Source organism: Streptomyces sp. NPDC059816 (genome assembly GCF_042732055.1).
GTDB lineage: Bacteria > Actinomycetota > Actinomycetes > Streptomycetales > Streptomycetaceae > Streptomyces.
In genome coordinates this window covers 51,775-73,088 of record NZ_JBHWIQ010000033.1, presented here as the reverse complement: position 1 = coordinate 73,088, position 21,314 = coordinate 51,775, and the positions used below count along the sequence as shown (strand labels likewise).

Here is a 21,314-nt window from a genome sequence, read left to right as displayed (position 1 = left end):
CCCGGCACCCGAGGGCGCACCGACCACCGCCCCTCGAACCAGGACCAGGCACCACGCGCACCACAGCACCACCGGCACCGACATCCACGGCGAAGGGAAACCGGCAATGACCCTGCTCGACCCGTTGACCTGGCAGTCACCCCCACTGACCGGGCCGTCGTACGACGTGGTGGAACCGGCCACCGGACAGGTACTCGGACAGGTGCGGCGCGCCGGGGACGAGGACGTCCCCACGGCCGCCGCACGGGCCGCGACCGCCCGGACGGGGTGGGAGCGACTGCCCTACACCGAACGGGCCGCGGTGCTCAGGCGGGCGGGGGACCTCTTCACCGCACACGCCGGCGAACTGCGGGAATGGCTGGTCCGGGAGTCCGGCTCGATACCGGGGAAAGCGGACTTCGAGCTGGGAGTGGCCGCCCAGGAGTGCTACGAGGCCGCCGCGCTCGCCTCCCGGCCCACCGGGCAGGTACTGCGCAGCGCCAGCCCCCGGCTCTCGTACACCCAGCGGGTCCCGGCCGGAGTGGTCGGCGTGATCGCCCCGTTCAACGCTCCGTTGATCCTCTCCATCCGCTCGGTCGCGCCGGCGCTCGCCCTCGGCAACGCCGTGCTGTTGAAGCCGGACCCCCGGACGGCGGTCTGCGGCGGCCTCGCGCTCGGCGCCGTGTTCGCCGCCGCCGGATTACCGGCGGACCTGCTGCACGTGCTGCCCGGAGGCCCGGACACCGGGCAGCGGCTCATCGCCGACCCGCACGTCCCCGTGATCTCCTTCACCGGCTCCACCCGGACGGGCCGCTCGGTCGCCGAGACCGCCGGCCGTCACCTCAAGCGGGCGCACCTCGAACTCGGCGGCAACTCCGCGTTCGTCGTCCTGGAGGACGCCGACCTGGACGCCGTGCTGTCGGCCGCGGCCTGGGGGTCCTTCTTCCACCAGGGACAGGTCTGCATGACCACCGGCCGCCACCTGGTGCACGCCTCCCTCTACGAGGAGTACGTGGAGCGACTCACGGCCAAGGCCGACGCACTGACCGTCGGTGACCCGCACCGGGAGCAGGTCCACCTCGGCCCGCTCATAGACGGGGTCCAGACGCGGGCCGTACACGAACTGGTCACCGCCAGCGTCGCCGCCGGCGCCAAGCTCCTCACCGGCGGCAGTCACGACGGCCCCTTCTACCGGCCGACCGTGCTCGCGGGTGTCGACCACGACGCGCCCGCCTACGCACGCGAGGTGTTCGGGCCCGTCGCCCCCGTCCGCCCCTTCGCCACCCTGGACGAGGCCGCGGCCCTGGCAGCCGCCGATCCGTACGGACTCTCGCTGGGCATCGTCACCCGGGACGCCGCCCGCGGTCTCGCGCTCGCGGAGCGCATACCCACCGGCATCGTGCACATCAACGACCAGACGATCGGCGACGAGGCGGTGGCGCCCTTCGGCGGAACCGGCGGATCGGGCACCGGCGCCCGCTTCGGCGGGGACGCCAACGCCGACGCGTTCACCGAACTGCGCTGGACCACCGTGGACGGGGACGTACCCGCCTACCCCTTCTGAACCCGTCCCCGCACGCACGCCCAACCCGTCCCCGCACGCACGTCACGGCCGGTACCCCGAGGATCACGAGGGGTACCGGCCGTGACGGTTGTGGCTGTGGCTGTGGCCACCGGTTCCGCGGAACCGGCCGGTGCAGCGGATCAGACGTTCGGCCCCGACGCCTCGGTCTGCTTCTCCTCCGCGGCGATCGACTTGCGGACCTCGTCCATGTCGAGCCCCCGCGCCTGACCGATCACGTCGTCGAGCACGGCCTGCGGCAGCGCTCCGGGCTGCGAGAACACCGCGACCTGGTCACGCACGATCATCAGCGTCGGGATCGACTGGATGCCGAACGCCTCTGCCAGCTCCGGCTGAGCCTCCGTGTCGACCTTGGCGAACACCAGGTCCGGGTTGGCCTCGGCGGCCTGCTCGTAGACCGGGGCGAACTGACGGCACGGACCGCACCAGGCCGCCCAGAAGTCGATCAACACGAACTCGTTGTCGGTGACCGTCTGGTCGAAGTTCTCCTTGGTCAGTTCCACGGTCCTACTCATGTCCGCCGCCTGCTTCCTGGTCTCGGGGCTGATTCTTCCTGGGGTCCCGTCGGCACCGCTCGGCACAACGGCGACGGGTACCGGGATATTCCGTGCGGCGCCGCCCACCGGGGTCGCCCCGTCACCTGGAGCCACCCACCACCGGGGGACCCGTCCGGCCACCCGGCGCGTACCCATGTGGCTCCCGCGCACACCTGCGGCCAGACTGTCCCCATGACGGAAACGACCGAGTACGACGTGGTGGTGCTGGGCGCGGGCCCGGTGGGGGAGAACGTGGCCGACCGGACCCGCGCGGCGGGGCTGAGCACGGCGGTGGTCGAGAACGAACTGGTCGGCGGCGAGTGCTCCTACTGGGCCTGCATGCCCAGCAAGGCACTGCTGCGGCCGGTGATCGCCCGCGCCGACGCCCGCCGCACCCCCGGGCTGGCCGCGGCCGTGCGCGGACCGCTCGACACCCGGGCGGTCCTCTCCCACCGGGACGAGGTGGCCGCGCACTGGAAGGACGACGGTCAGGTCGGATGGCTGGAGTCGACGGGTGCCCGGTTCTACCGGGGCCACGGCCGGCTGGCAGGCCCCCGCCGTGTCACGGTCACCGGGCCCGACGGCGAGACCCACGTCCTCACCGCCCGCCAGGCGGTCGCCGTCTGCACCGGCAGCCGGGCGGTGCTGCCGGACCTGCCGGGCCTCGCCGACGCCAAGCCGTGGACCAGCCGCGAGGCCACCAGCGCGGACCGGGCACCGGGGCGGCTCGTCGTCGTCGGCGGGGGAGTCGTCGGGGTCGAGATGGCGACGGCCTGGCAGCACCTCGGCTCGCAGGTGACCCTGCTGGTGCGCGGCGACCGGCTGCTGCCGCGCATGGAGCCCTTCGCCGGGGAACTCGTCGCCGAGTCCCTGCGCGAGGCCGGCGCCGACGTCCGGACGGGCACCTCGGTGCGGTCCGTGGCGCGGGCGGGGGACACCGTCACGGTCACCCTCGACAACGGCGAGCGGATCGAGGCGGACGAACTCCTGATCGCCACCGGCCGTGCGCCCCGCACCGACGACCTCGGCCTCGACACGGTGGGGCTCCCCCAGGGCGACTGGCTGCCCGTGGACGACAGCCTGCGGGTCGAGGGCCACCCCTGGCTCTACGCCGTCGGCGACGTCAACCACCGTGCGCTCCTCACCCATCAGGGCAAGTACCAGGCCCGGATCGCGGGCGCCGCGATCGCCGCCCGCGCCCAGGGGGTGCCGATCCTGGAAACGGACCGTTGGGGCGCCCATGCGGCCACCGCCGACCACGCGGCCGTCCCCCAGGTCGTCTTCACCGACCCCGAAGCGGCGGCGGCCGGGCTGACCCTCGCCGAGGCGGAGGCCGCGGGCCACCGGGTGCGCGCCGTGGACTACGACATCGCCTCCGTGTCGGGTGCCTACCTCTACGCCGAGGGTTACCGGGGACGGGCGCGGATGGTGGTGGACCTGGACCGGGAGGTCGTCCTCGGCGTCACCTTCGTGGGCCCCGGAGTGGGCGAGCTGATCCACTCCGCCACGATCGCCGTCGCCGGCGAGGTCCCCCTCGAACGCCTGTGGCACGCGGTCCCGTCGTACCCGACGATCAGCGAGGTGTGGCTACGGCTGCTGGAGGCATACAGGCAGGGGTAGCCAGGTGCCGGCCGGGAAACGGTGTCCCTCTCGTGCCCCACTCGGTGGCGGAGGCCCCGCCCCGACTCCTCCTGGGCAGGAGGGAAGCCCGGCTGGTCGACGGCGTGCACCGAGGGGCCGCCGATCGTCGCATTCGCGAGACCAGTGGCGAGGGGATGCTCACCCATTCCGGCCAGGGCGATCGTGTCCTCGGTCCGTTGGTCCTTCGTCTAGTCCTTCGTCCAGACAGCAGTGGACGAAGTCCTGGACGACGGGGTTGGTGTCGTCGACGGGTGCCCAGGCCACGGCGACCTGGCTGGGGCTGACGCCGCTGACGGGACGAAAGGTGATGCCGGGGCGGACGTAAAAACGGGCTGAGGATTCGGGGGTGAGTGCGATGCCGTAGCCGTTGGCGATCGCGCTGAGCCAGTCGTCGGGCTGGTCGACGACGGCACCGATGCGGACCGGGCTGCCTTCGCGTTCGTCGGTGGCCAGCCAGTACTCCCGCCACCGGCCTGTTTCCGGTGGGGCTGCCACGAACGGCTCCTCCCACAGGTCCCGGAAGGGGATCAGGTCCCGCGTGGCGAACGGGTGGGACGTGGGAAGCGCGACCCAGCGGTCCTCGGTGAACAGCACCTCCACGCGCAGGGTGTCCTGGCAGGGGAAGGGCAGCCGCAGCAGAGCGGCATCGACGTCCGAACCGGCGAGTCCGGCTGTCGGGTTCGACCACGCGGCCTGCCGCATGTCGACCCTCCAGCCCGGCCGACGACGTGCGAACGACGCGATGATCTGCTGAGTGGCTTCGTTGGCGGCGCTGGCCACGAAGCCGACCCGAAGCACGCGGGCCGCTCGGGCGGCCGTGCTCTTCGTCTCCCGCGCCGCGCGGTCCCAGTCGGCCAGTAGCGCGGGCACACGTGCCAGTAGTGCCCGGCCCGGCTCGGTGAGGGCCATGCCGGCCCGGGACCGAGTGAACAGCGTGACGCCGAGCCGGGTCTCCAGTTGCCTGATCTGTTTCGTCAGCGCCGGTTGGGACACGAACAGCCGTTCTGCGGCACGGGTGAGGGTCCCCTCCGCCGCTACGGCGGCGAAGTAGCGCAACAGCCGGGTGTCGACATCCATACCGCCAGGTTATAGAAGCAGGTATTGGATGCAAACACAGGTCTCGTCGAGAGTGATTCCAAGAGCCGAGAACCGAGAGCGATTCGGGGACACGAGCAGTGACTCACCCCGCCAGGAGGCGGGGGAGATGTTACGTCCGGTCCCGGGCCCGGAATCCGCCTCGACGGCAGGAGAGACCCATGATGCGGAGAAGTCCATGACGAACACCGTTCAGCCGACCGCCCTCGACCAGCCGCTGCTGCGGCGTGCGGACTTCGGGAACCTCGTGCTGCCCAACCGGGTGGTGATGGCCTCGGCCACCCGTGCTCGCGCGGCCAACGAAGGGCTGGTGCCAACGGAACTGCACGCCGCGTACTACGCCCAGCGGGCCGCCGCCGGGCTGATCATCACCGAAGGGACCTGGGTCTGCGAGCAGGCCATCGGCTTCGCCAACGTCCCCGGCGTCTACAGTGAGGAGCAGATCGCCGGGTGGCAGCGGGTCACCGAAGTCGTCCACGCGCTCGGCGGCCGTATCGTGCTCCAGCTCTGGCACAGCGGGGCCGTATCGCACCCCGATCACCTCCGGGGAGAGCTGCCCGCCGGGCCCTCCGCAGTCAACCCTCGGGAGCGGTCCTTTACGGCGAACGGCTTCCAGAAGACAGTCGTGCCCCGCGAGATGAGCGTTGCGGACATCGAGCGCACCATCACCGACTACCGCTCGGCCGCGGCGAACGCACGGCGCGCGGGGTTCGACGGGGTCGAGGTCCATGCCGTCGGTCCCTTCCTCATACCGCAGTTCCTCAATCCCCGGCTGAACCGCCGCACCGACTCCTACGGCAGGAACCCCGCCGGGCGGCGACGCCTACTGTTGGAGATCATCGATGCCGTCGCCGAGCCGTGGGACAGCCGCGGCGTCGGTGTCCGGCTCTCGCCCTACTGGAATGTCGGCGAGCTGTTCACCCCCGACGGCCGGACCCTCGCGGACTACGACGAACTGGTGACGAAGCTGCGCGACCGACCCGTGACGTATCTGCACCTCCAGGGGAGGCAGCCCGCCGCTGCGGACGACGCCCCCCACTTCGAGGCGTTCGCCCGCTACCGACGACTGTTCGACGGTCCCCTGATCGCCAACCTCGGTTTCGACCACGGCTCCGGGAACGCGGTCATCGAAGCGGGCATCGCAGACGCGGTCTCGTTCGCCAGGCACTTCATCGCCAACCCCGACCTCGTCGCCCGCTTCGCGATGAACCGGGACCTGACGGTCGGGGACCCGGTCACCTACTACTCGGGCGACGTGAACGGCTATCTCGACTACCCGATGGTCAACTGGCACGGCGACACCCGGTCCTGAGGCGGACATCAAACTGGGGAGTGGGCTCGCCGGAGGTCGCCCATGGGGAGGCGAGTGCGTCTGATCGGTGGTCCTCGTAGGAGACTGGCGCGGTTCGCCTACGGTGTGTCCTTTGCGGCGGCTGCTGGAGGGGTATCGGCAGGGGTGACCGTCGGCGGCTTCCTCGCCGACTTCGACGAGCCCGCGGAGGGCCGACGGCGCCGCTCGGCCACACCCTGACACGCCCGAGGAGGAGGTCAGCGGGCCAGCAGCTCCCGCAGGGCCGCCGCGATCTCGTCGGGGGCCTCCTCGGCCATGAAATGCCCCGATCGGGTCAATCGGTGGTCCAGGTCCGGCGCCCAGGCCTGCCACACCCCGGCGGCGTCGTAGCCGAGCTGTGCGCCCCAGTCCTGCTGGACGACCGTCACGGGCATGGCCAGCTGAGACCCGGCGTCCAGGTCCGCCTGGTCGTGCACGACATCGATGCCCGCCGAGGCCCGGAAGTCCGCGACGACCGACGGCACCGCCGCCGCGCTCGCCCGCAGATACTCGGTCCGTACCTCTTCCGGTATCGCGGCCGGGTCGTTCGCCCAGGCGTCGAGGAACGAGCCGAAGAAGGAGTCGGCGCTGTTGGCGATCAACGTCTCCGGCAGGCCGGGCGGCTGCGCCATGAGGAAGAGGTGGTAGCCGACCGCCGCCGGGACGCCGTGCAGGACGTTCCACATGTCGAGAGTCGGTACGGTGTCGAGGATGCCCAGGTGCGTGATGGTATCCGGGTGGTCAAGACCCGCCCGGAAGGCGACCAGGGCGCCCCGGTCGTGCCCGGCGAGGGCGAAGCGGTCGTGACCGAGCGCCGCCGCCAAGGCAACGGTGTCGGCGGCCATGGCGCGCTTGGCGTACACCTCGGGTCCGGTGGCCGTCGGCTTGTCGCTGGCGCCGTAGCCCCGCAGGTCGGGACAGATCACCGTGTGCTCGCCGGCGAGCCGCTCGGCGACGTGCCGCCACATCAGATGGGTCTGGGGAAACCCGTGCAGCAGCACGAGCGGGCTGCCGCTGCCACCGACGGCGACAGCCAGCTTTGTGCCGTCCGCGCCGGGCAGGCGAAGGTGGTCGAAGCCGGGAATGGCGAGTGTCATGACAGGCCGTCCTTTCGAGTGGGGGACCGACCGGATCAGCCTGGGCGACGGCGATCAGCAACCGATCAGTGCGGTTGGGCCCGGCCGCCCCCGGCACCGAGGATGGGGACATGCGAATTGACGTGCTCGGCGCCGTGCGGGCCCTCCGCGACGACGGCAGCCCGATTGATCTGGGTGGACCCCGCCATCGCGAGGTACTCGCCCGGCTCGTCGCCGCCGAGGGACGGATGGTGACCACGGACACCCTGGTCGACGACCTGTGGACCGATCCGCCGGCCCGCGCCGTGGGCGCCCTGCGCACGTTCGTCGCCGCGTTGCGCCGCGCCCTCGAACCCGACCGGCCGCCCCGCAGCCCGCCGCGCGTCATCGTCACCGAAGGCCCCGGCTACGTCCTGCGCCTGCCGCGCGAGGACGTGGACGTTCACCGGTTCCAGGACACCCTGGCCCGGGCCCGCCGCGACCCCGGCGCACCCGGTGCGGTGACCGGTCTCGGTACGGCACTCGCGGCCTGGCGCGGGCCCCCCTACGCCGATGTGCCCGACTCCCGCTGGGCGCTGCGCGAGCGGATCCGGCTGGAGGAACTGCGGCTGGAGGGCGTGGAACTGCACGCCCGCATCCTCCTCGACTCCGGGGAAGGGGCCGGTCTCGTCGCCGGGCTGGGCGCTCATGTGGCCGAGCATCCATGGCGCGAGCCGGCCTGGGGACTGCTGGCCCGCGCGCTGCACCGGGAGGGCCGCCGGGTCGACGCGCTGGCCACCCTCCGCCGCGCCCGCACGATGCTCGTCGATCAGCTCGGGCTGGACCCCGGTTCCGACCTTCAGCGCCTGGAGCGGGACATCCTCAGCGGATCCGCGCCCCCCGAAGGCGTACCGGCCGCGTGGGCCGGTACGAGCGTCCGGCTCGGCCCACGCACCACCGTGACGCTGGCCCGCACGCTCGCACTGGCGGGCGGTGACGCCCTCGTCCACTCACGGCGCGAGCGCCTCGCCGCCGTCCGGGCGGCGGAACGCACCGGAGACCCCTCCCTGATCGCCCGGATCATCGGCGCCTACGACGTACCCGCCCTCTGGAGTCGGGCCGACGACCCCGGGCAGTCCCGCGCCGTCGTCGCGGCCGCCGAGCGCACCCTCACCGCGCTCGGCCCCGACGGCCCCGACGATCTGCGCGGCGGTCTCCTGGCCACGATCGCCGTCGAGAGCCGCAGCGCCGATCTGTCCGCGAGCGGGCTGAGACGCGCGCACGAGGCGGCCCGGCAGGCCGAGGCCCTGGCGCGGAACCTGGCCGACCCCGCCCTGCTGGCCTTCGCCCTCAACGGGGTGTTCCTGCAGTCCTTCACCCGTCCCGGGCTCGCGGCGGTACGGGACGGGACCGGCGCCGAGATCCTCGGCCTGGCGACCCGGCACGAGCTGCCGGACTTCGCTGTACTCGGCCGGCTCATCCGTCTGCAGTCCGCTTCGGCCCTCGGTGACCTGGACGCCGCGGCCTCGCACGCCGAGGCCGCCGAACAGCTCGCCGCCGCCACCGAGGCGCCCCTCGTCCCCGTCCTCACCGGGTGGTTCAGGGCCCGGGCCACGGCCGCCCGCAGCACCGAACCCGGCGGACCCACCGCCGCCACGGCGGCAGCGCACTACCGCGTCTGCGAGGACGCCCTCCGCACGGCCGGAATGCCCGGACTGCACCGCGGTCTGTTCCCGCTCGCCCTGCTGGGGCTGCGCCTGCTGCACGACCGGCCCGCGCCCACCGACGCGCGTCTCGACTGGGGTCCGTACCTGCCCTGGGTACGGCCCCTCGTGCTGCTCGCCCAGGACCGCGTCGGCGAGGCCCGTACCGCCCTCGCCGACGCCCCCGAACCGCCGCATGACCACCTCCAGGAGGCCCTGTGGTGCCTGACCGCCCGCGCGGCCGCCCGCCTCGGCGACCGCGAAGCCGCCGCCCGCGCCGCGGACGTCCTGCGCGGCGCCCGTGCGGAACACGCCGGAGCCGCGAGCGGAATGCTGACCATGGGACCGGTGGCGGGGTACCTGGCGGAGGCGCAGGCATGCGGGTCCCAGTGAGCCCGGCCCCGCTCGGCGAACCTGGCTTCGGGATCGGGCGGGCCGTTGACCTAGTCGAAGTCGGCGATCAGCTCATCCGGGGTGGTCGCACTCGACGTCCCTTCTGGACCCCTACGTCTGGGGGGCCGGTGCCGGGAACCCGCACGCCTCCGAGGACGAGATCACGAAGCAGGACTGGGGCGAGGTCCTCAAGCCCGACTACCTCACCCGGGACTGCAGCCGCGAGTCCTTTGTTCCTCCATCGGTCCGGCTACGGTGTGTCCTTTGCGGCGGCTGGAGGCGTACAGGCAGGGCTGACCGTTGCTCAAGCCACACGCACAGTGCGCCGTGTCAACTGCTCCTCGTGGCCAGGGCATGGTCCGCCAGCACCCCCTCGGTGTGCAGATGCAGTCGGCGGGCCTGCTCGACCGAGAACCCGGGGCCTTGTGGGAGGAGGGGCGTATCCCGGACGAAGGCGCTGAGTACGGTGTCGGGTGGACTGTCGAGCACCTGGATGATCGGGAGTACGGCTTCTTCCACCGGTTGGGCGGTTCTGCGGATGTCGGCGATCCGGGCCTGGGTGTCCGGGGTGTACTCCCCGGAGAATCCGGTGCTGACCGTTCCCGGGTGGAACAGGACGTACCGCACTTTCGTCCTTGGCCGGCGGTCCGCGTAGGCGACGCCGAGCAGGTCGTTGAGCCGGCCGCCCTGGGTGAGAGCTGTGTGCCCGTCGTATTCCCGGGCGAGCTGGAGGTCGTCCCAGTGGATCTTCCCTGCGCCGCCGGGCCCTGCGACATTGACGATGACCGGGGCATCGGAGGAGTCGAGGAGGCCGGTCAACCCGTGGCTCAGGACGAAGCGGCTCAGATAGAAGTGGGCGAAGGTGTTCTCGAAACCCTCGGCCGTGACCAGGCGGGTGGTACGGAAGTGCCGGGCGCACAGCACCAGAGAATCGACCTTCGCGAAGGACGAACGGAGCGTGTCGAGCAGCGCTCCGGTCTCGGACAGCAGGCTCAGGTCGGCGCGGAGGAAGTGCGCCCGGGAGGCCGCACCGCGTCGTCGCGCGGCCTCCAGCCATGCCTCGCCCTTCTCCGTGTCGCGTCCGACCACCACCACCTCCTGTCCCCTTTCCAGATAGGTGCGGGCGATGGCCCCGCCGATGCCGTCCGTGCCGCCGGTGATGACGTGGGTCTTCACCGCGGTACTCCTCGCTCGTGCCCCCGGCTCATAGGAACCGTGCCGCTATCTTCTCGGGAGTGATGCGGACGGTCACCAGTTCCGGGAGGGCCGCGTGGGATTCCGGGTTGTGCTCGGCGTAGGTCATGCCGGTGTACTTGACGGCCAGTTGGTCCAGGTGCTCGCGGCTGCCCGGGCTTTCGAACCGGGCTGTGCCGCTGATCGACGCGTACCCGTACGGTTCGTCCGCCGGGTTCACCATGACGCCCAGCCGTGGATCGTGCCGCAGATTGCGAACTTTGATCTTGTCGACACCGGTCACGAAGAAGAGTTCGTCGTCCTCCCTTCCGATCCAGACCACCGACTGGTGCGGGCTCCCGTCGGGCCGCAGGGTCGCCACAGTGACGAAGGTCCGGGCATCGAGGGCCTCCTTGAGTTTCACGGACAGGTGGACCGGGCTCATGCGTGACTCCTGACTGAGTGCAGACGCTGCGACAGGCACGTCGAATGAATCAACTGTCACAACTATGAGGCACTTAATCGAGGATGCGCAACAGTGGTGAGGTGATTGATGGTTCATTTGCTGTTCCACATAGACTTCGGGTCACGATGAGAGCTGACGCGGAACGCAACCTGGACGCGGTCCTCCGGACCGGCGCGCGCCTGCTGGCGGCCGACCCCGGCACGAGCATCGCGACGATCGCGGCGGTGGCGGGGGTCGACCGGCGCACCGTCTACCGCCGCTTCACCACGCGCGAGGAGCTCCTGGCCGCAGTCCATACCGCCAAGCTCGATGCCTGCGAGCAGGTCGTCGCCGAGGCGCGACTGACCGAGGCGCCCGTGCTGGTCGCCCTGCACCGCTATGCGGAAGGCATCATCGCCGTCAGCAGACGGTTGCCGGTGGACGTGCGGCAGGTCCAGGACGAGGCGGGGGCCGATCGTCTCCGCCGGTTGTTGGAGCGGCTCGATGGGTTCATGGACCGCGCGGTGCGCGAAGGTGTCATCCGCCCCGGGCTTCCCGACCGCTGGGCCCGCTCGCTGCTCGTTCATCTCACCACCATGGCTGCGCACGAGATGCCGGAGCTGACGAACGCTCAGGGGGCCGACATGGTGGTCCAGTCACTGACCACGGGCCTCCGCCCGGCCTGAGCGGGCGTGCACTGTACCGTCGCCCCTTGACCGGGCTTCCGGCAGCCCCGCTGTGGCTCGAAACGTGATCGAACGTCCCTATGACGGTTGTGGTCGATGCCTCGTCGGAGTTCGCCGCCACCGGCTCCCCGGAGCGCCAGCGTGACAAGGTGCTCGCCGTGGTCGACTCCGTCGGTGGGCACGCCATGGCCTGGGCCGCCGCCAGGGAGGTCTCCGGCGCGAACGACCTGATGACCCGCCCGAAGCTCGGCCCCTGGGACCTCGACGACCCGAACGACGAGAGCCGCTTCACCACGGGAGCCTGGGGCGCCCAGATGGAGCTGCGCGCCATGCAGCACCGCAACCGTGAGGAGTCTGTGTAGTCGGCCGTGCACCCGGTGGCGGCCGGGTCGCCCCGCCCGCCACCGGGTCGCAAACCGCAGCTCAGTGCCGCAGACCGCGGTCCAGTGCAGCGATCAGCGAGCCCTGGGCGTCATCCCCGTCCAGGGACCAGACCATCACGCCGCCGAGACCGTTCCGCTGGGTGTAGCGGGCCTTCTGGGCCGCGGTGGCCGGGGTGTCGTACGTCCAGAACTCGGTGCCGTCGTACTTCCAGGCCGCGCCGTGCCTGCGGTCGGTGTGCACGGCGCCCGGCAGGTCCTTGATGGCCTTGTAGGGCAGCTGGCCGCCGCCGCGCGGGGACATGCCGGTGGCGGGCTGGTAGAGGCCGTTCTTCGTCCCGGCGGGCACTCCCGTCCAGCCGTAGCCCCAGGACGGCACCCCGAGCACCGCCTTGTGGGCCGGTAGGCCGCCGGCCAGGTAGTGCCGCACGACCCGATCCGCGCTGTAGCTGTAGCCGATGCCGGAGGGGTCGGCCGGGTCGGTGTAGAGGTTGGCCTGGTGGTTGGTCGGGCCCTGCGGCTCCCAGGAGCCGTGCATCGTGTAGGTCATCAGGTTCAGGTAGTCCACCTGGCGGGCGACCTTCCGCAGCTCCAGCCGGTCCGCGATGTCGGTGTTGGCGGCGACGGCCGCCGTCAGCAGGTGGCGCCCCCGCTCGCCGTCGCCCAGCGCGTCCAGCTGCCGCCGGAACTCGGCCAGCAGCAGGGTGAAGTTGCGGCCGTCCTCGGGGCGCACCGAGTTGTCCGGCAGACCGTCGCCGCCCGGGTGCTCCCAGTCGAGGTCGATGCCGTCGAAGACGCCCGCGCCGCTGCCCGGGCCGCCCTCCAGCGAGCCCAACTGCGGCAGGTTGCCCTTGATGTAGAGGTCGACGCAGGAGGCCACGAACTTCTTGCGCGCGGCGTCAGTGGCGGCCACGTCCGAGAAGTACTTGGACCAGCCCCAGCCGCCGATCGAGATGACGGCCTTCAGGTGGGGGTTCTTCGCCTTCAGCTTCCGCAGCTGGTTGAAGCTGCCTTTCAGCGGCTGGTCCCAGGTGTCGGCGACGCCGTCCACCGAGTCGGCCGCGCCGATCGGACGCTGGTAGTCGGCCCAGGCGTCGGCCTGGTCGGCCTGGTTGTCCTCGAAGCAGGTGCCCTGGGGGGAGATGTTGCCGAAGGCGTAGTTGATCACGGTCAGCTTCGCCGCCTGGCCCGAGTCCTGGACCTTCTTGGCGGAGTAGCCGCTATAGACGCTCCACCCGGTGAAGTAGGCCACACGGTGGCCGGGCAGCCGGCGGCTGTCGTCGTCATCGGCGTGAGCGGTCGCGGGGACCGCAACGAGCGAGGCGAGCAGAGCCGTCGCCAGGAACGCGGAGGTGCGTCTGAACATACTGGTGGCCTTGTCTGAGTGGGGTCAGATGATCTGTACCAATCGCGAGAAGAGGTCTAGTCCATCTGGGGGGTGCGCACAAGAGGCCGAACCACACGAAGTGGCCCGGCATGCTTGGGAGCTGATGGAGCATCAGCAATGCGGGCTGCGTAGCACGTACGGCAGAATGCCGCCGTTGCGGTAGTGGTCCGCCTCACCGGGGGTGTCGATGCGGACCACCGCGTCGAACTCGACCCAGCGACCGGTGACCGGTGACACCGGTGAAGAAGGTCGAGTGTGCCTCGCGCGAGCTGGGTGCGAGACGCGCCACCGGACAGTCCGGCGAACGGTTCGTCGGCGGGCGGGTGCGGCCGTCAGGGCTCGTGGCGTAGTTGTCGCTGTGGTGACCGGGTGAGGGCGGGCAGGCTGATCGCGGCCAGGACGGCGGTGAGTTCGGCGCGCTGCGGCCATCCGACGAGGGCGGCGGCGGACAGGTCCTGCCATGCGGTGGCGGTGGGCAGGTCCTCGAGGTCGGTACAGCTCAGCCCGGCCAGGTCGAGGGGGATGACGGTGTGGCTGAGGTGCCAGATGCCGACGTCGACCTGTCCGCGCAGCACCGCCGCGGGAACCTCGGGGAACTTGCAGGGAACGTAGACGTATCCGTGGCCGGGCGGGTAGGCGGATTCGGTCAGCAGGACGTGGTCGGGTGAGTCGTGGTCGATGGCGACCCGCGCGCCGGGAGCGGGCTGCACGGCGTCCGTCCTGGTGACGGCGACGAGTCGGCGTGGCGCGTAGTAGGTGCCGGGGGGCAGAACGAGGGTGGGTGCTGCCCCCAGTCGTCGGTTCGCGTCGCCGAGCGTGCCTGCTGAGACGACCGCGAGGTCGTACTCCCCGGCGACGATGGCGTCGATGCGGCGGGCGCCACCCCGTTGATGGTGCACGGTGTGGGGGACGCCCAGTGCGGTGAGTTCACCTGCGAGGGACTCGGTGAGGACGTCGATCTCCACCGGACCGCCGGGCGGGAAGAGCAGCCGCAGCGGCGCGAGCCCTGCCAGGTGCCAGGCAGCGCCGATGTCGAGCGAGTCCAGGGTGCGGCCGAGATGGCCCCGTGAGGTGACGGTGAGTGCCTGCTGGTCCGAGAGCAGCTTCAGCGCGCGCTGAACCGTTCCTGCGCTGGCGCCCAGCGTGTGCAGGTAGTGGCTGTTGGTCGGCAGTGATGCCCCGACACCGGCCCGGAGCGCGTCGACGACGATCGCCTTCACGGCCTGGTCCAGCGGCCGCTGTGCCGCCGGAGGGGTGAGAGGCCCGGTCCGGTCGCTCACAGGTGGCTCCTTCTTCCGCTGTCGGGTGCGCGGCGCCCTCCCCGCGATCCGGGCCGCCCGGACGTCGCCGGTGGATCACGTTACAGGACCCCATTGACAGGTTCGGGGGACCGCCGTACGGTCACTCCAAAATTCGAGTACTCCGAAAATGGAGTATTCTTGGAGCGGCGCGGGGTGAGCGTCGCCTTGCGGAGGGAACACGGATGAACCTCACGCTGGAATCGATCGCCGCCGCCGCGGCGGGCGGCCTGTTCGCCGCGGCTGTCGGCGCGCTGGCGGCGTTCGTGCTGTGCGGACTGATGATCCTGATCGGCATCGCTGCCGTGATCGGCGCCGGGAACCCCTGGTTCCTGGAGCATGTCGCCCTGGGAGAGTGGTTCGGCCCGCACATCGCCTTCGCCGGCGCGATCGCCGCGGTCGCCTACGCGGCCCGCCGCGGCAAGGCCGACACCGGACGCGACATCGTGTCCGGAATGGTCGGCACGGCGGACCCCCTGACCCTGGTCGTCGGCGCGGCCTTCGGCGTCTTCGGTCTGGTCGCGCAGAGCGCCCTGAACCAGAGCGACTGGATGCTCACGTACACCAACACCACGGCCATCACCGTGGTCGTCTCCGCGATCGTCGTCCGGCTGGCCTTCGGCCGCACCGGGCTGTTCGGCAGAACGGAGGCCACCGGCCTGAGAGCCCGGCTCCGGACCACGGAACAGGCGGTATGGCTCAAGTGGCAGGAGACACCGCTGATGAGCGGCCTGCTCGGCCTCGGTGTCGGATTCCTCGCCTCCTGGTCAGCGGTCGCGCTGGCGAAGACCCACCCGTCCCTAGGCGTCGCGGCCGGTGTCCTCGCCTTCGGCGTCTCCGCCCTCTCCCTGGCCTTCCTGGCCACACCGGTCGCCGTGCCGGTGACCCATCACATCACCGCGGTGGCCGCCGCAGCCGGCCTGGCGTTCTCCTCGGTGTGGATCGGAGCTCTGGCCGGCCTGGTGACCGCGCTGGTGGGCGAGGTGGCCTCCCGGCTGTTCCTCATCCACGGCGACACCCACATAGACCCCCCGGCGGTGGCCATCGCCGTCATGACCCCGGTCGCCCTCACCTCGGCAGCCATGCTGACGTGACGACGCGGTACGGGAACCACCCATCAACAGAAGGACGCAACGTGTCTGACATCTCCACCGTGGTGGAACTGCTCACCGAGGCTCTCGGAACCGACGCGGTGAGCACGGATCCGGCGGTCTTGGCCGCCACGAGCCACGACACCTGGCCGGTGTCCACCAAGTGGGACCTCCAGGGCAAGCACCCGTACCCGGCGCAGGTGGTCGTCCGGGCCCGCACCGAGCAGGACGTCGTGACCGTGCTGCGCGCCGCGGGCGACACGGGAACCCCGGTGACGACCCGCGCCCTGGGCTCGTCGGTGACCGGTCAGCCGCTGCCGACCCGCGGCGGCATCGTCCTGGACGTGTCCGGACTGGTCGGCCCCCATGTCGTCGACGAGATCGACATGACGGTGACGGCTCCCGCGGGCAACAACGGCGGCGAGCTGGAGGACGCGCTCAACGCGGCGGGCTGGACCACCCGCTTCTCCCCGCAGTCCCTGTACCGCTCCTCGGTCGGGGGGTGGCTCGCCACCCTCGCCACCGGCCAGTTCTCCTCCCGCTACGGCGGGATCGAGGACCTGGTCGTCGGCTACCGCGTGGTGCTGGCCACCGGGGAGACCGCCGAGCTCAAGGCGTCGCCCAGGGCCGCCATGGGCCCCGACCTGCGTCAGCTGTTTCTCGGCTCCGAAGGGACGCTCGGCGTGATCACCCAGGTGACCTACAAGATCATCCCAATCCCGTCCGACCGGCGGCTTGAGGCGTTCCGACTCCCCGATGTCGCTGCGGGACTGGCCGTGATGCGCGAACAGGCCGCCGTAGGGCTGCGACCGTTCCTGCTGCGCCTGTACGACACCGACGAAGCCCGCCACGCCATGGCCGACCCGACGATCAGCCACCCGGTGCTGTTCGTCGGCACCGAAGGGGAGCAGGCCGTCTCGGCCGCCGAGCTCCAGGTGCTCACCGACATCGCCACCGCTCACGGCGCCACGGCACTGGGCCCGGAACCGACGGCCGCCTGGATGGGCCGCCGCTTCGACTTCTCCACCGTCGAGAAGTACCTCAAGACCCCCGGCGGCTACGCCGAGACCATCGAGGTCGCCCACACCTGGCGGCACATCGAGGGCCTGTACGACGCGATGAAGGAGGCCCTCGCCCCCCTCGCGGACGAAGTCCTGGCCCACTTCTCCCATGTGTACACCCAGGGCACGTCGATGTACCTCATCCTCCTCGGCCACGCGGAGGACGACGCCGCCGCCACCGAACGGCTGGAGACGATCTGGTCGACCGCCATGGCGGTCTGCCTGGAGCACGGCGCCGAACTCTCCCACCACCACGGCGGCGGCCTGGCCCGCTCGCCGTACTCGCGCCGCTCACTGGGCTCGTCCCACCTCGTCCTGCGCAAGCTCAAGCGGGCGCTGGACCCCGAAGCCGTCCTCAACCCGGGAAAGCTCGGTCTCTGAGCCCCGTACACCATCGCCGCCCCGGCGGCGGCGCACTCCCAGGACTGGAGCTCAACGATGACCAACGCATCCCGTCTCCTCGTCATCGACGAGGGCACCACCGGCACCCGCGCCCTGGTGTTCGACGGCACCGGCACCATCCGCAGCCGTGCCTACAGCGAGTTCACCCAGCACCACCCGGCGGCGGACCGGGTGGAGCACGACCCCGAGGAGATCTGGCAGCTCACCTCGGCCCGGATCACCGAGGCGCTGCGCCTCGACGACATCGCGCCGGCCGCGCTGTCCGCGGTCGGCATCACCAACCAGCGCGCCACGACGGTCCTGTGGGACCGGACCACGGGCGAGGCCGTCGCCCCGGCCATCGTCTGGCAGGACCTGCGCACCGCCGCCATGGCCGCCGGCCTCCAGCCCGAGTGGGGGAGGGCCGTACAGGCCCGCACCGGCTGGACATTGGCGCCGGTCTACTCCTCCCTGTCGCTGTGCTGGATGCTGGAGGACGACCGTGACCTCGCCCGCCGGGCCGAAGCCGGGGAACTGGCCTTCGGAACCATCGACTCCTGGCTCATCCACCGGCTCACCGGCGGCGCGGTGCATGCCATCAGCGCCTCGAACGCCGCCGTCACCGGCGCATACGACCTGCTCACCGACTCCTGGTACCAGGAGTGGCTCGGCGCCCTCGGGCTCCCGCTGAGCCTCTTCCCCGAGGTCGTCGACGACTCCGGACTCATCGGAACCACCGACGCCTCGGTCATCGGCGCCGAAATCCCCATCACCGCGGCCATCGCCGACCAGTCCGCCGCCCTCTTCGGACAGGGCTGCGTCCGCCCCGGTGACGCCAAGACCACCCACGGCACCGGCACCTTCCTCGACGTGAACACCGGCACCGAACCCGTCATCTCCCGGCACGGACTCAGCACCATCATCGGCTGGCGCCGCAACGGCGTCACCACCTACGGACTGGAGGGCTACGCCCCGGTGACCGGCTCCGCGGTCCAGTGGCTGCGGGACGGAGCCCAACTGCTCACCAGCGCGGCCGAGACCGAGGCCCTGGCCCGCGGCGTCCAGGACAACAACGGAGTCTTCTTCGTCCCGGCACTGACCGGACTCGGTGCCCCCTCCTGGGACTCCAGCGCCCGCGGCCTCCTCATCGGCCTCACCCCCGGGACGACCCGGGGTCACCTCGCGCGCGCCGCACTGGAGGGAATCGTCTACTCCATCAAGGACTTCATCGAGCTGATGTCCGAGGAGTCCGGCCGGGCCGTCACCACGATGCGTGCCGACGGCGGCGCCTCCGCCAACGACTTCCTGCTCCAGTTCCAGGCCGACATGCTCGGCGCCACCATCCACCGCCCCTCCAACGTCGAGGCGACCGCCTCCGGCGCCGCCTATCTGGCCGGACTCGCCGCCGGAATCTGGTCCGACCCCCAGGACTGCTTCCAGGACACCGACGACGACGCCGTCTTCACCCCGTCGATGGACCACGCGTCCCGCGACGCCAACTACACCCAGTGGCAGAGAGCCGTCGAGCGTGCCAAGGGATGGGCGGTCCAGCCGTGAAACGCTTCACCGCAGCCGATCTGCCGAACGAAGCCGACCTCCTCGTCATCGGCGGAGGCATCACCGGCGCTTCAGTGGCCCGGGACGCGGCCCTGCGCGGACTCTGCGTGGCCCTCGTCGACCGCGACGACTTCGCCTCCGGCACCTCCAGCCGATCCTCGAAGCTCATCCACGGCGGCCTGCGATACCTCCAGACCCACCAGTTCCGGATGGTCAACGAATCGGTCCGCGAACGCGAGGTCATGATGCGGATCGCCCCGCACCTGGCCGACCTCCAACCCTTCCTCTACCTGGTCTACGACGGCTACCCCGAAGGCCGCGCCCTGCTCAACCTGGGCCTCACCTTCTACGACGCCTTCTCCCGCGCTCCGCTCAAACGACGACACCGCATGCTCGACCGTCAAGCCGTACTCCAGCGCGAACCGCACCTCAACCCGCACGGACTCAAGGGCGGCGGCCTCTACCACGACGCCCTCACCGACGACGCCCGGCTGGTCCTCGACGTCCTCAGATCGGCGTCCCGGGCCGGAGCCCTGCTCGCCAACCACCGCGAGGTCACCGGGCTGATCCGGGAACACGGCCGCGTCGCGGGCGCCGAACTCACCGACCGGCTCACCGGCGAACACCTCACCGTCCGCGCCAGGGCCGTCGTCAACGCCGCGGGCCCCTGGGTCGACCGCGTCCTGGGACTGGAACAGACGCCCGAGCACCCCACCCTGCGGCCCACCAAGGGCGTGCACATCGTGCTGCGCACCGAGGACTTCCCGCTCGGCACCGCCGTGTTCCTGCGCTCCCCTTCCGACAACCGCGTCGTATGGCCCACCCCCGCAGGCGACGGCCGGCATGTCTACGTGGGCACCACCGACACCGACTTCACCGGCTCCCTCGACGATGTCGCGGGGGACGAGCGGGACTTCGCCTACCTCCTGGAAGCCGCCAACCACACCCTGCCCGGAGCCAACGTCGACACCAGTCACATCGTCGCCTCCTGGGCCGGACTGCGCCCCCTGATCGCACCCGCCCCGGGCACCTCCAACTCGGCCGCCTCACGCGAGCACACCCTCACGACGGGTCCCGGCGGAATGATCACCGCCGTGGGCGGCAAACTGACCACCGCCCGGCTCATGGGCGCGCAGATCGTCGACCTCGTCGCCGGACAACTGCGCGACCGGCACGGAATCCGCGGACTGCCCCCGTCCACCACCGGCCGCGTCCCGATCTCCGGAGGCGGAGCCGGGGAGATCTTCCGCGCCCGGCAGGACCTGGCCTCGGCACCCGTCACAGCGGAGACCCGACAACGATGGCTGGGCCGCTACGGCGGCAACGCCCGCGAACTGGCCGGCGCGGTGGCCCGGAACGACAAGGACGGCGTCACCATCGGCGACTCCGTACTCACCCGGGCGGAGATCGACCATGCCGTACACCGCGAGATGGCCATGACCGTGGCGGACGTCCTGGTCCGCCGGACCGGTTCCTTCTTCTGGTCCGGCGACGGCGACACCTCCGTGATCGACCATGTGTCGGACACGCTGGACGCCACAACAGCGCGCGGCACAGCAGACCGACTACAAGCGCTGGGTCGAACGCAACCGGGGAGCGCGAACGCTCTGACGTCCCGGATGCGCGCGTCTTTGTCGCTGTTCGAAGTCGCCGCGCGTGCAGGCGCTCGACACGGCGCGGACGGACGGGCCCCCGGGCTCTGGGCTCTGGGAGGGGGCGCGAATCAGGAGGCGGCGACGAATCTCCAACCGGTCTCGAAGTCGGCCCAGTTCTCGGTGGAGGAGAGATACGTCCCGGATGCCTCAGGTGCGGCGGTGGTCACCACACCGCCGGACTTGTAGCTCCCTTTGAAGCGCACGCGGATGCCGTCGGAGCCGGTGGGGTGCGGTTGGGAGGGCTTGGAGGGGGCGTAGCTCGAACCGGCGAAGCCCGGGTAGCCCATGGCCCAGCACTGTGCCCAGCCTTCGTCGGAGAGCGGCTGGCCGGCGGGCTGCTGAACGAAGGCGTTGTCCGCCTCCCGGTGGACCAGGGCCATACCGCTGTGGACATTGGTGATCCGGAACCAGGTGTAGGGGTTGTCCTCCTGGTCGAAGAAGGTGGTCACCCGCCACCTCTGATTTGCGCCGCCGTGGCGCTGCCACAACAGGGCCTTCCCACCCGCCTGTTGGGAGGCGCCGGCCATGTCCCACACCAGATCGGGCCGCCCGGCCAGATGGATGAACACCTCCCCGTCCGGGATGGTGAACCTCGTTTCGCGGTCACGGATCGTCGGCATCCTGATTCTCCCCTCCGTCGCAGGTCGTCCGCACGGGCCCCGACGGGGTGCGGTTCGGGGCGCCCGGGACTTGGTGAACCGGCTCCACCGTAGGGACCGTGTGGCCACGGCGTACAGAACGGCAAACCGGCCACGTCGTCCAGCGCTCGGAGCGCCCCAAGTGCAGGGAGGAGGAGCCGGTGGCGATGGCGCGGATCCGCTGGGTCTTTCCGCGACCGGAGGGATTCGGTCGTTCTGGGGGGCGACGCAGGGGTTCCGTTTCGAGT

Annotated in this window: 19 protein-coding genes; 10 read left to right on the top strand and 9 right to left on the bottom strand. The window is 71.1% G+C overall.

Going from position 1 to position 21,314, the window contains the following annotated elements:
• The first annotated feature begins 106 nt into the window (after positions 1-106).
• Positions 107-1,543, top strand: a complete 1,437-nt coding sequence (locus ACFV88_RS31735; RefSeq protein ID WP_385495553.1) for an aldehyde dehydrogenase family protein — start codon at positions 107-109, stop codon at positions 1,541-1,543.
• Between the two features lie 140 nt (positions 1,544-1,683).
• On the opposite strand, the gene trxA is transcribed toward ACFV88_RS31735, so the two are convergent.
• Positions 1,684-2,076: a thioredoxin gene (gene trxA, locus ACFV88_RS31730; RefSeq protein ID WP_385495551.1), complete on the bottom strand. Its 393-nt coding sequence runs from the start codon at positions 2,074-2,076 to the stop codon at positions 1,684-1,686.
• Positions 2,077-2,289: 213 nt separating this feature from the next.
• Between trxA and ACFV88_RS31725 the strand changes: the two genes are divergently transcribed.
• Positions 2,290-3,717, top strand: coding sequence for a dihydrolipoyl dehydrogenase family protein (locus ACFV88_RS31725; RefSeq protein ID WP_385495550.1), 1,428 nt, complete (start codon positions 2,290-2,292; stop codon positions 3,715-3,717).
• A 159-nt stretch (positions 3,718-3,876) separates the two neighbouring features.
• Here the strand turns inward: ACFV88_RS31725 and ACFV88_RS31720 are convergent, their stop codons facing one another.
• Positions 3,877-4,815 (bottom strand): LysR family transcriptional regulator, encoded by a 939-nt coding sequence (locus ACFV88_RS31720; protein ID WP_385495549.1) that lies wholly within the window; start codon positions 4,813-4,815, stop codon positions 3,877-3,879.
• A 196-nt stretch (positions 4,816-5,011) separates the two neighbouring features.
• Here ACFV88_RS31720 and ACFV88_RS31715 point away from each other — a divergent pair, with 196 nt between their 5' ends.
• Positions 5,012-6,145 carry an alkene reductase gene (locus ACFV88_RS31715; RefSeq protein WP_385495548.1) on the top strand — a complete coding sequence of 378 codons (1,134 nt, stop codon included), beginning with the start codon at positions 5,012-5,014 and terminating at the stop codon, positions 6,143-6,145.
• Between the two features lie 236 nt (positions 6,146-6,381).
• On the opposite strand, the gene ACFV88_RS31710 is transcribed toward ACFV88_RS31715, so the two are convergent.
• The gene (locus ACFV88_RS31710; RefSeq protein ID WP_385495546.1) at positions 6,382-7,260 is read right to left on the bottom strand and encodes an alpha/beta fold hydrolase; all 879 of its coding nucleotides are present in this window, start codon (positions 7,258-7,260) and stop codon (positions 6,382-6,384) included.
• 110 nt (positions 7,261-7,370) lie between these two features.
• Between ACFV88_RS31710 and ACFV88_RS31705 the strand changes: the two genes are divergently transcribed.
• Positions 7,371-9,314, top strand: coding sequence for a BTAD domain-containing putative transcriptional regulator (locus ACFV88_RS31705; RefSeq protein ID WP_385495545.1), 1,944 nt, complete (start codon positions 7,371-7,373; stop codon positions 9,312-9,314).
• Positions 9,315-9,644: 330 nt separating this feature from the next.
• On the opposite strand, the gene ACFV88_RS31700 is transcribed toward ACFV88_RS31705, so the two are convergent.
• Entirely contained in the window at positions 9,645-10,490 is an 846-nt protein-coding gene (locus ACFV88_RS31700) for an SDR family NAD(P)-dependent oxidoreductase (protein WP_385495544.1), read from the bottom strand.
• A 28-nt stretch (positions 10,491-10,518) separates the two neighbouring features.
• Entirely contained in the window at positions 10,519-10,932 is a 414-nt protein-coding gene (locus ACFV88_RS31695; protein WP_385495543.1) for a PPOX class F420-dependent oxidoreductase, read from the bottom strand.
• A gap of 146 nt (positions 10,933-11,078) precedes the next feature.
• On the opposite strand from ACFV88_RS31695, the gene ACFV88_RS31690 reads away from it, so the two are divergent.
• Positions 11,079-11,618: a TetR/AcrR family transcriptional regulator gene (locus tag ACFV88_RS31690; RefSeq protein ID WP_385495542.1), complete on the top strand. Its 540-nt coding sequence runs from the start codon at positions 11,079-11,081 to the stop codon at positions 11,616-11,618.
• Positions 11,619-11,698: 80 nt separating this feature from the next.
• Positions 11,699-11,980 carry a hypothetical protein gene (locus ACFV88_RS31685; RefSeq protein ID WP_385495541.1) on the top strand — a complete coding sequence of 94 codons (282 nt, stop codon included), beginning with the start codon at positions 11,699-11,701 and terminating at the stop codon, positions 11,978-11,980.
• 61 nt (positions 11,981-12,041) lie between these two features.
• On the opposite strand, the gene ACFV88_RS31680 is transcribed toward ACFV88_RS31685, so the two are convergent.
• The 3 genes from ACFV88_RS31680 to ACFV88_RS31670 form a co-directional block, all read right to left on the bottom strand.
• Positions 12,042-13,364 (bottom strand): glycoside hydrolase family 18 protein, encoded by a 1,323-nt coding sequence (locus ACFV88_RS31680; protein ID WP_385495540.1) that lies wholly within the window; start codon positions 13,362-13,364, stop codon positions 12,042-12,044.
• 132 nt (positions 13,365-13,496) lie between these two features.
• Positions 13,497-13,622, bottom strand: coding sequence for a hypothetical protein (locus ACFV88_RS31675; protein WP_385495561.1), 126 nt, complete (start codon positions 13,620-13,622; stop codon positions 13,497-13,499).
• Positions 13,623-13,717: 95 nt separating this feature from the next.
• A complete protein-coding gene (locus ACFV88_RS31670; RefSeq protein ID WP_385495539.1) occupies positions 13,718-14,665 on the bottom strand; it encodes a YhfZ family protein in 948 nt (315 codons plus the stop codon).
• Positions 14,666-14,868: 203 nt separating this feature from the next.
• Here ACFV88_RS31670 and ACFV88_RS31665 point away from each other — a divergent pair, with 203 nt between their 5' ends.
• The 4 genes from ACFV88_RS31665 to ACFV88_RS31650 are packed head-to-tail and all read left to right on the top strand — an operon-like array spanning position 14,869 to position 20,614.
• Complete coding sequence (locus ACFV88_RS31665; RefSeq protein WP_385495538.1) at positions 14,869-15,777, top strand: hypothetical protein; 909 nt, start codon at positions 14,869-14,871, stop codon at positions 15,775-15,777.
• 41 nt (positions 15,778-15,818) lie between these two features.
• Complete coding sequence (locus ACFV88_RS31660; RefSeq protein ID WP_385495537.1) at positions 15,819-17,216, top strand: FAD-binding oxidoreductase; 1,398 nt, start codon at positions 15,819-15,821, stop codon at positions 17,214-17,216.
• A 57-nt stretch (positions 17,217-17,273) separates the two neighbouring features.
• Entirely contained in the window at positions 17,274-18,773 is a 1,500-nt protein-coding gene (locus tag ACFV88_RS31655) for an FGGY family carbohydrate kinase (RefSeq protein WP_385495536.1), read from the top strand.
• Positions 18,770-20,614 carry an FAD-dependent oxidoreductase gene (locus ACFV88_RS31650; protein WP_385495535.1) on the top strand — a complete coding sequence of 615 codons (1,845 nt, stop codon included), beginning with the start codon at positions 18,770-18,772 and terminating at the stop codon, positions 20,612-20,614. The genes ACFV88_RS31655 and ACFV88_RS31650 overlap by 4 nt, the downstream gene beginning before the upstream one ends.
• Here ACFV88_RS31650 and ACFV88_RS31645 read toward each other — a convergent pair.
• Positions 20,497-21,048, bottom strand: a complete 552-nt coding sequence (locus tag ACFV88_RS31645; RefSeq protein ID WP_385495534.1) for an RICIN domain-containing protein — start codon at positions 21,046-21,048, stop codon at positions 20,497-20,499. The two genes, ACFV88_RS31650 and ACFV88_RS31645, sit on opposite strands and share 118 nt — an antisense overlap.
• Positions 21,049-21,314: the final 266 nt, after the last annotated feature.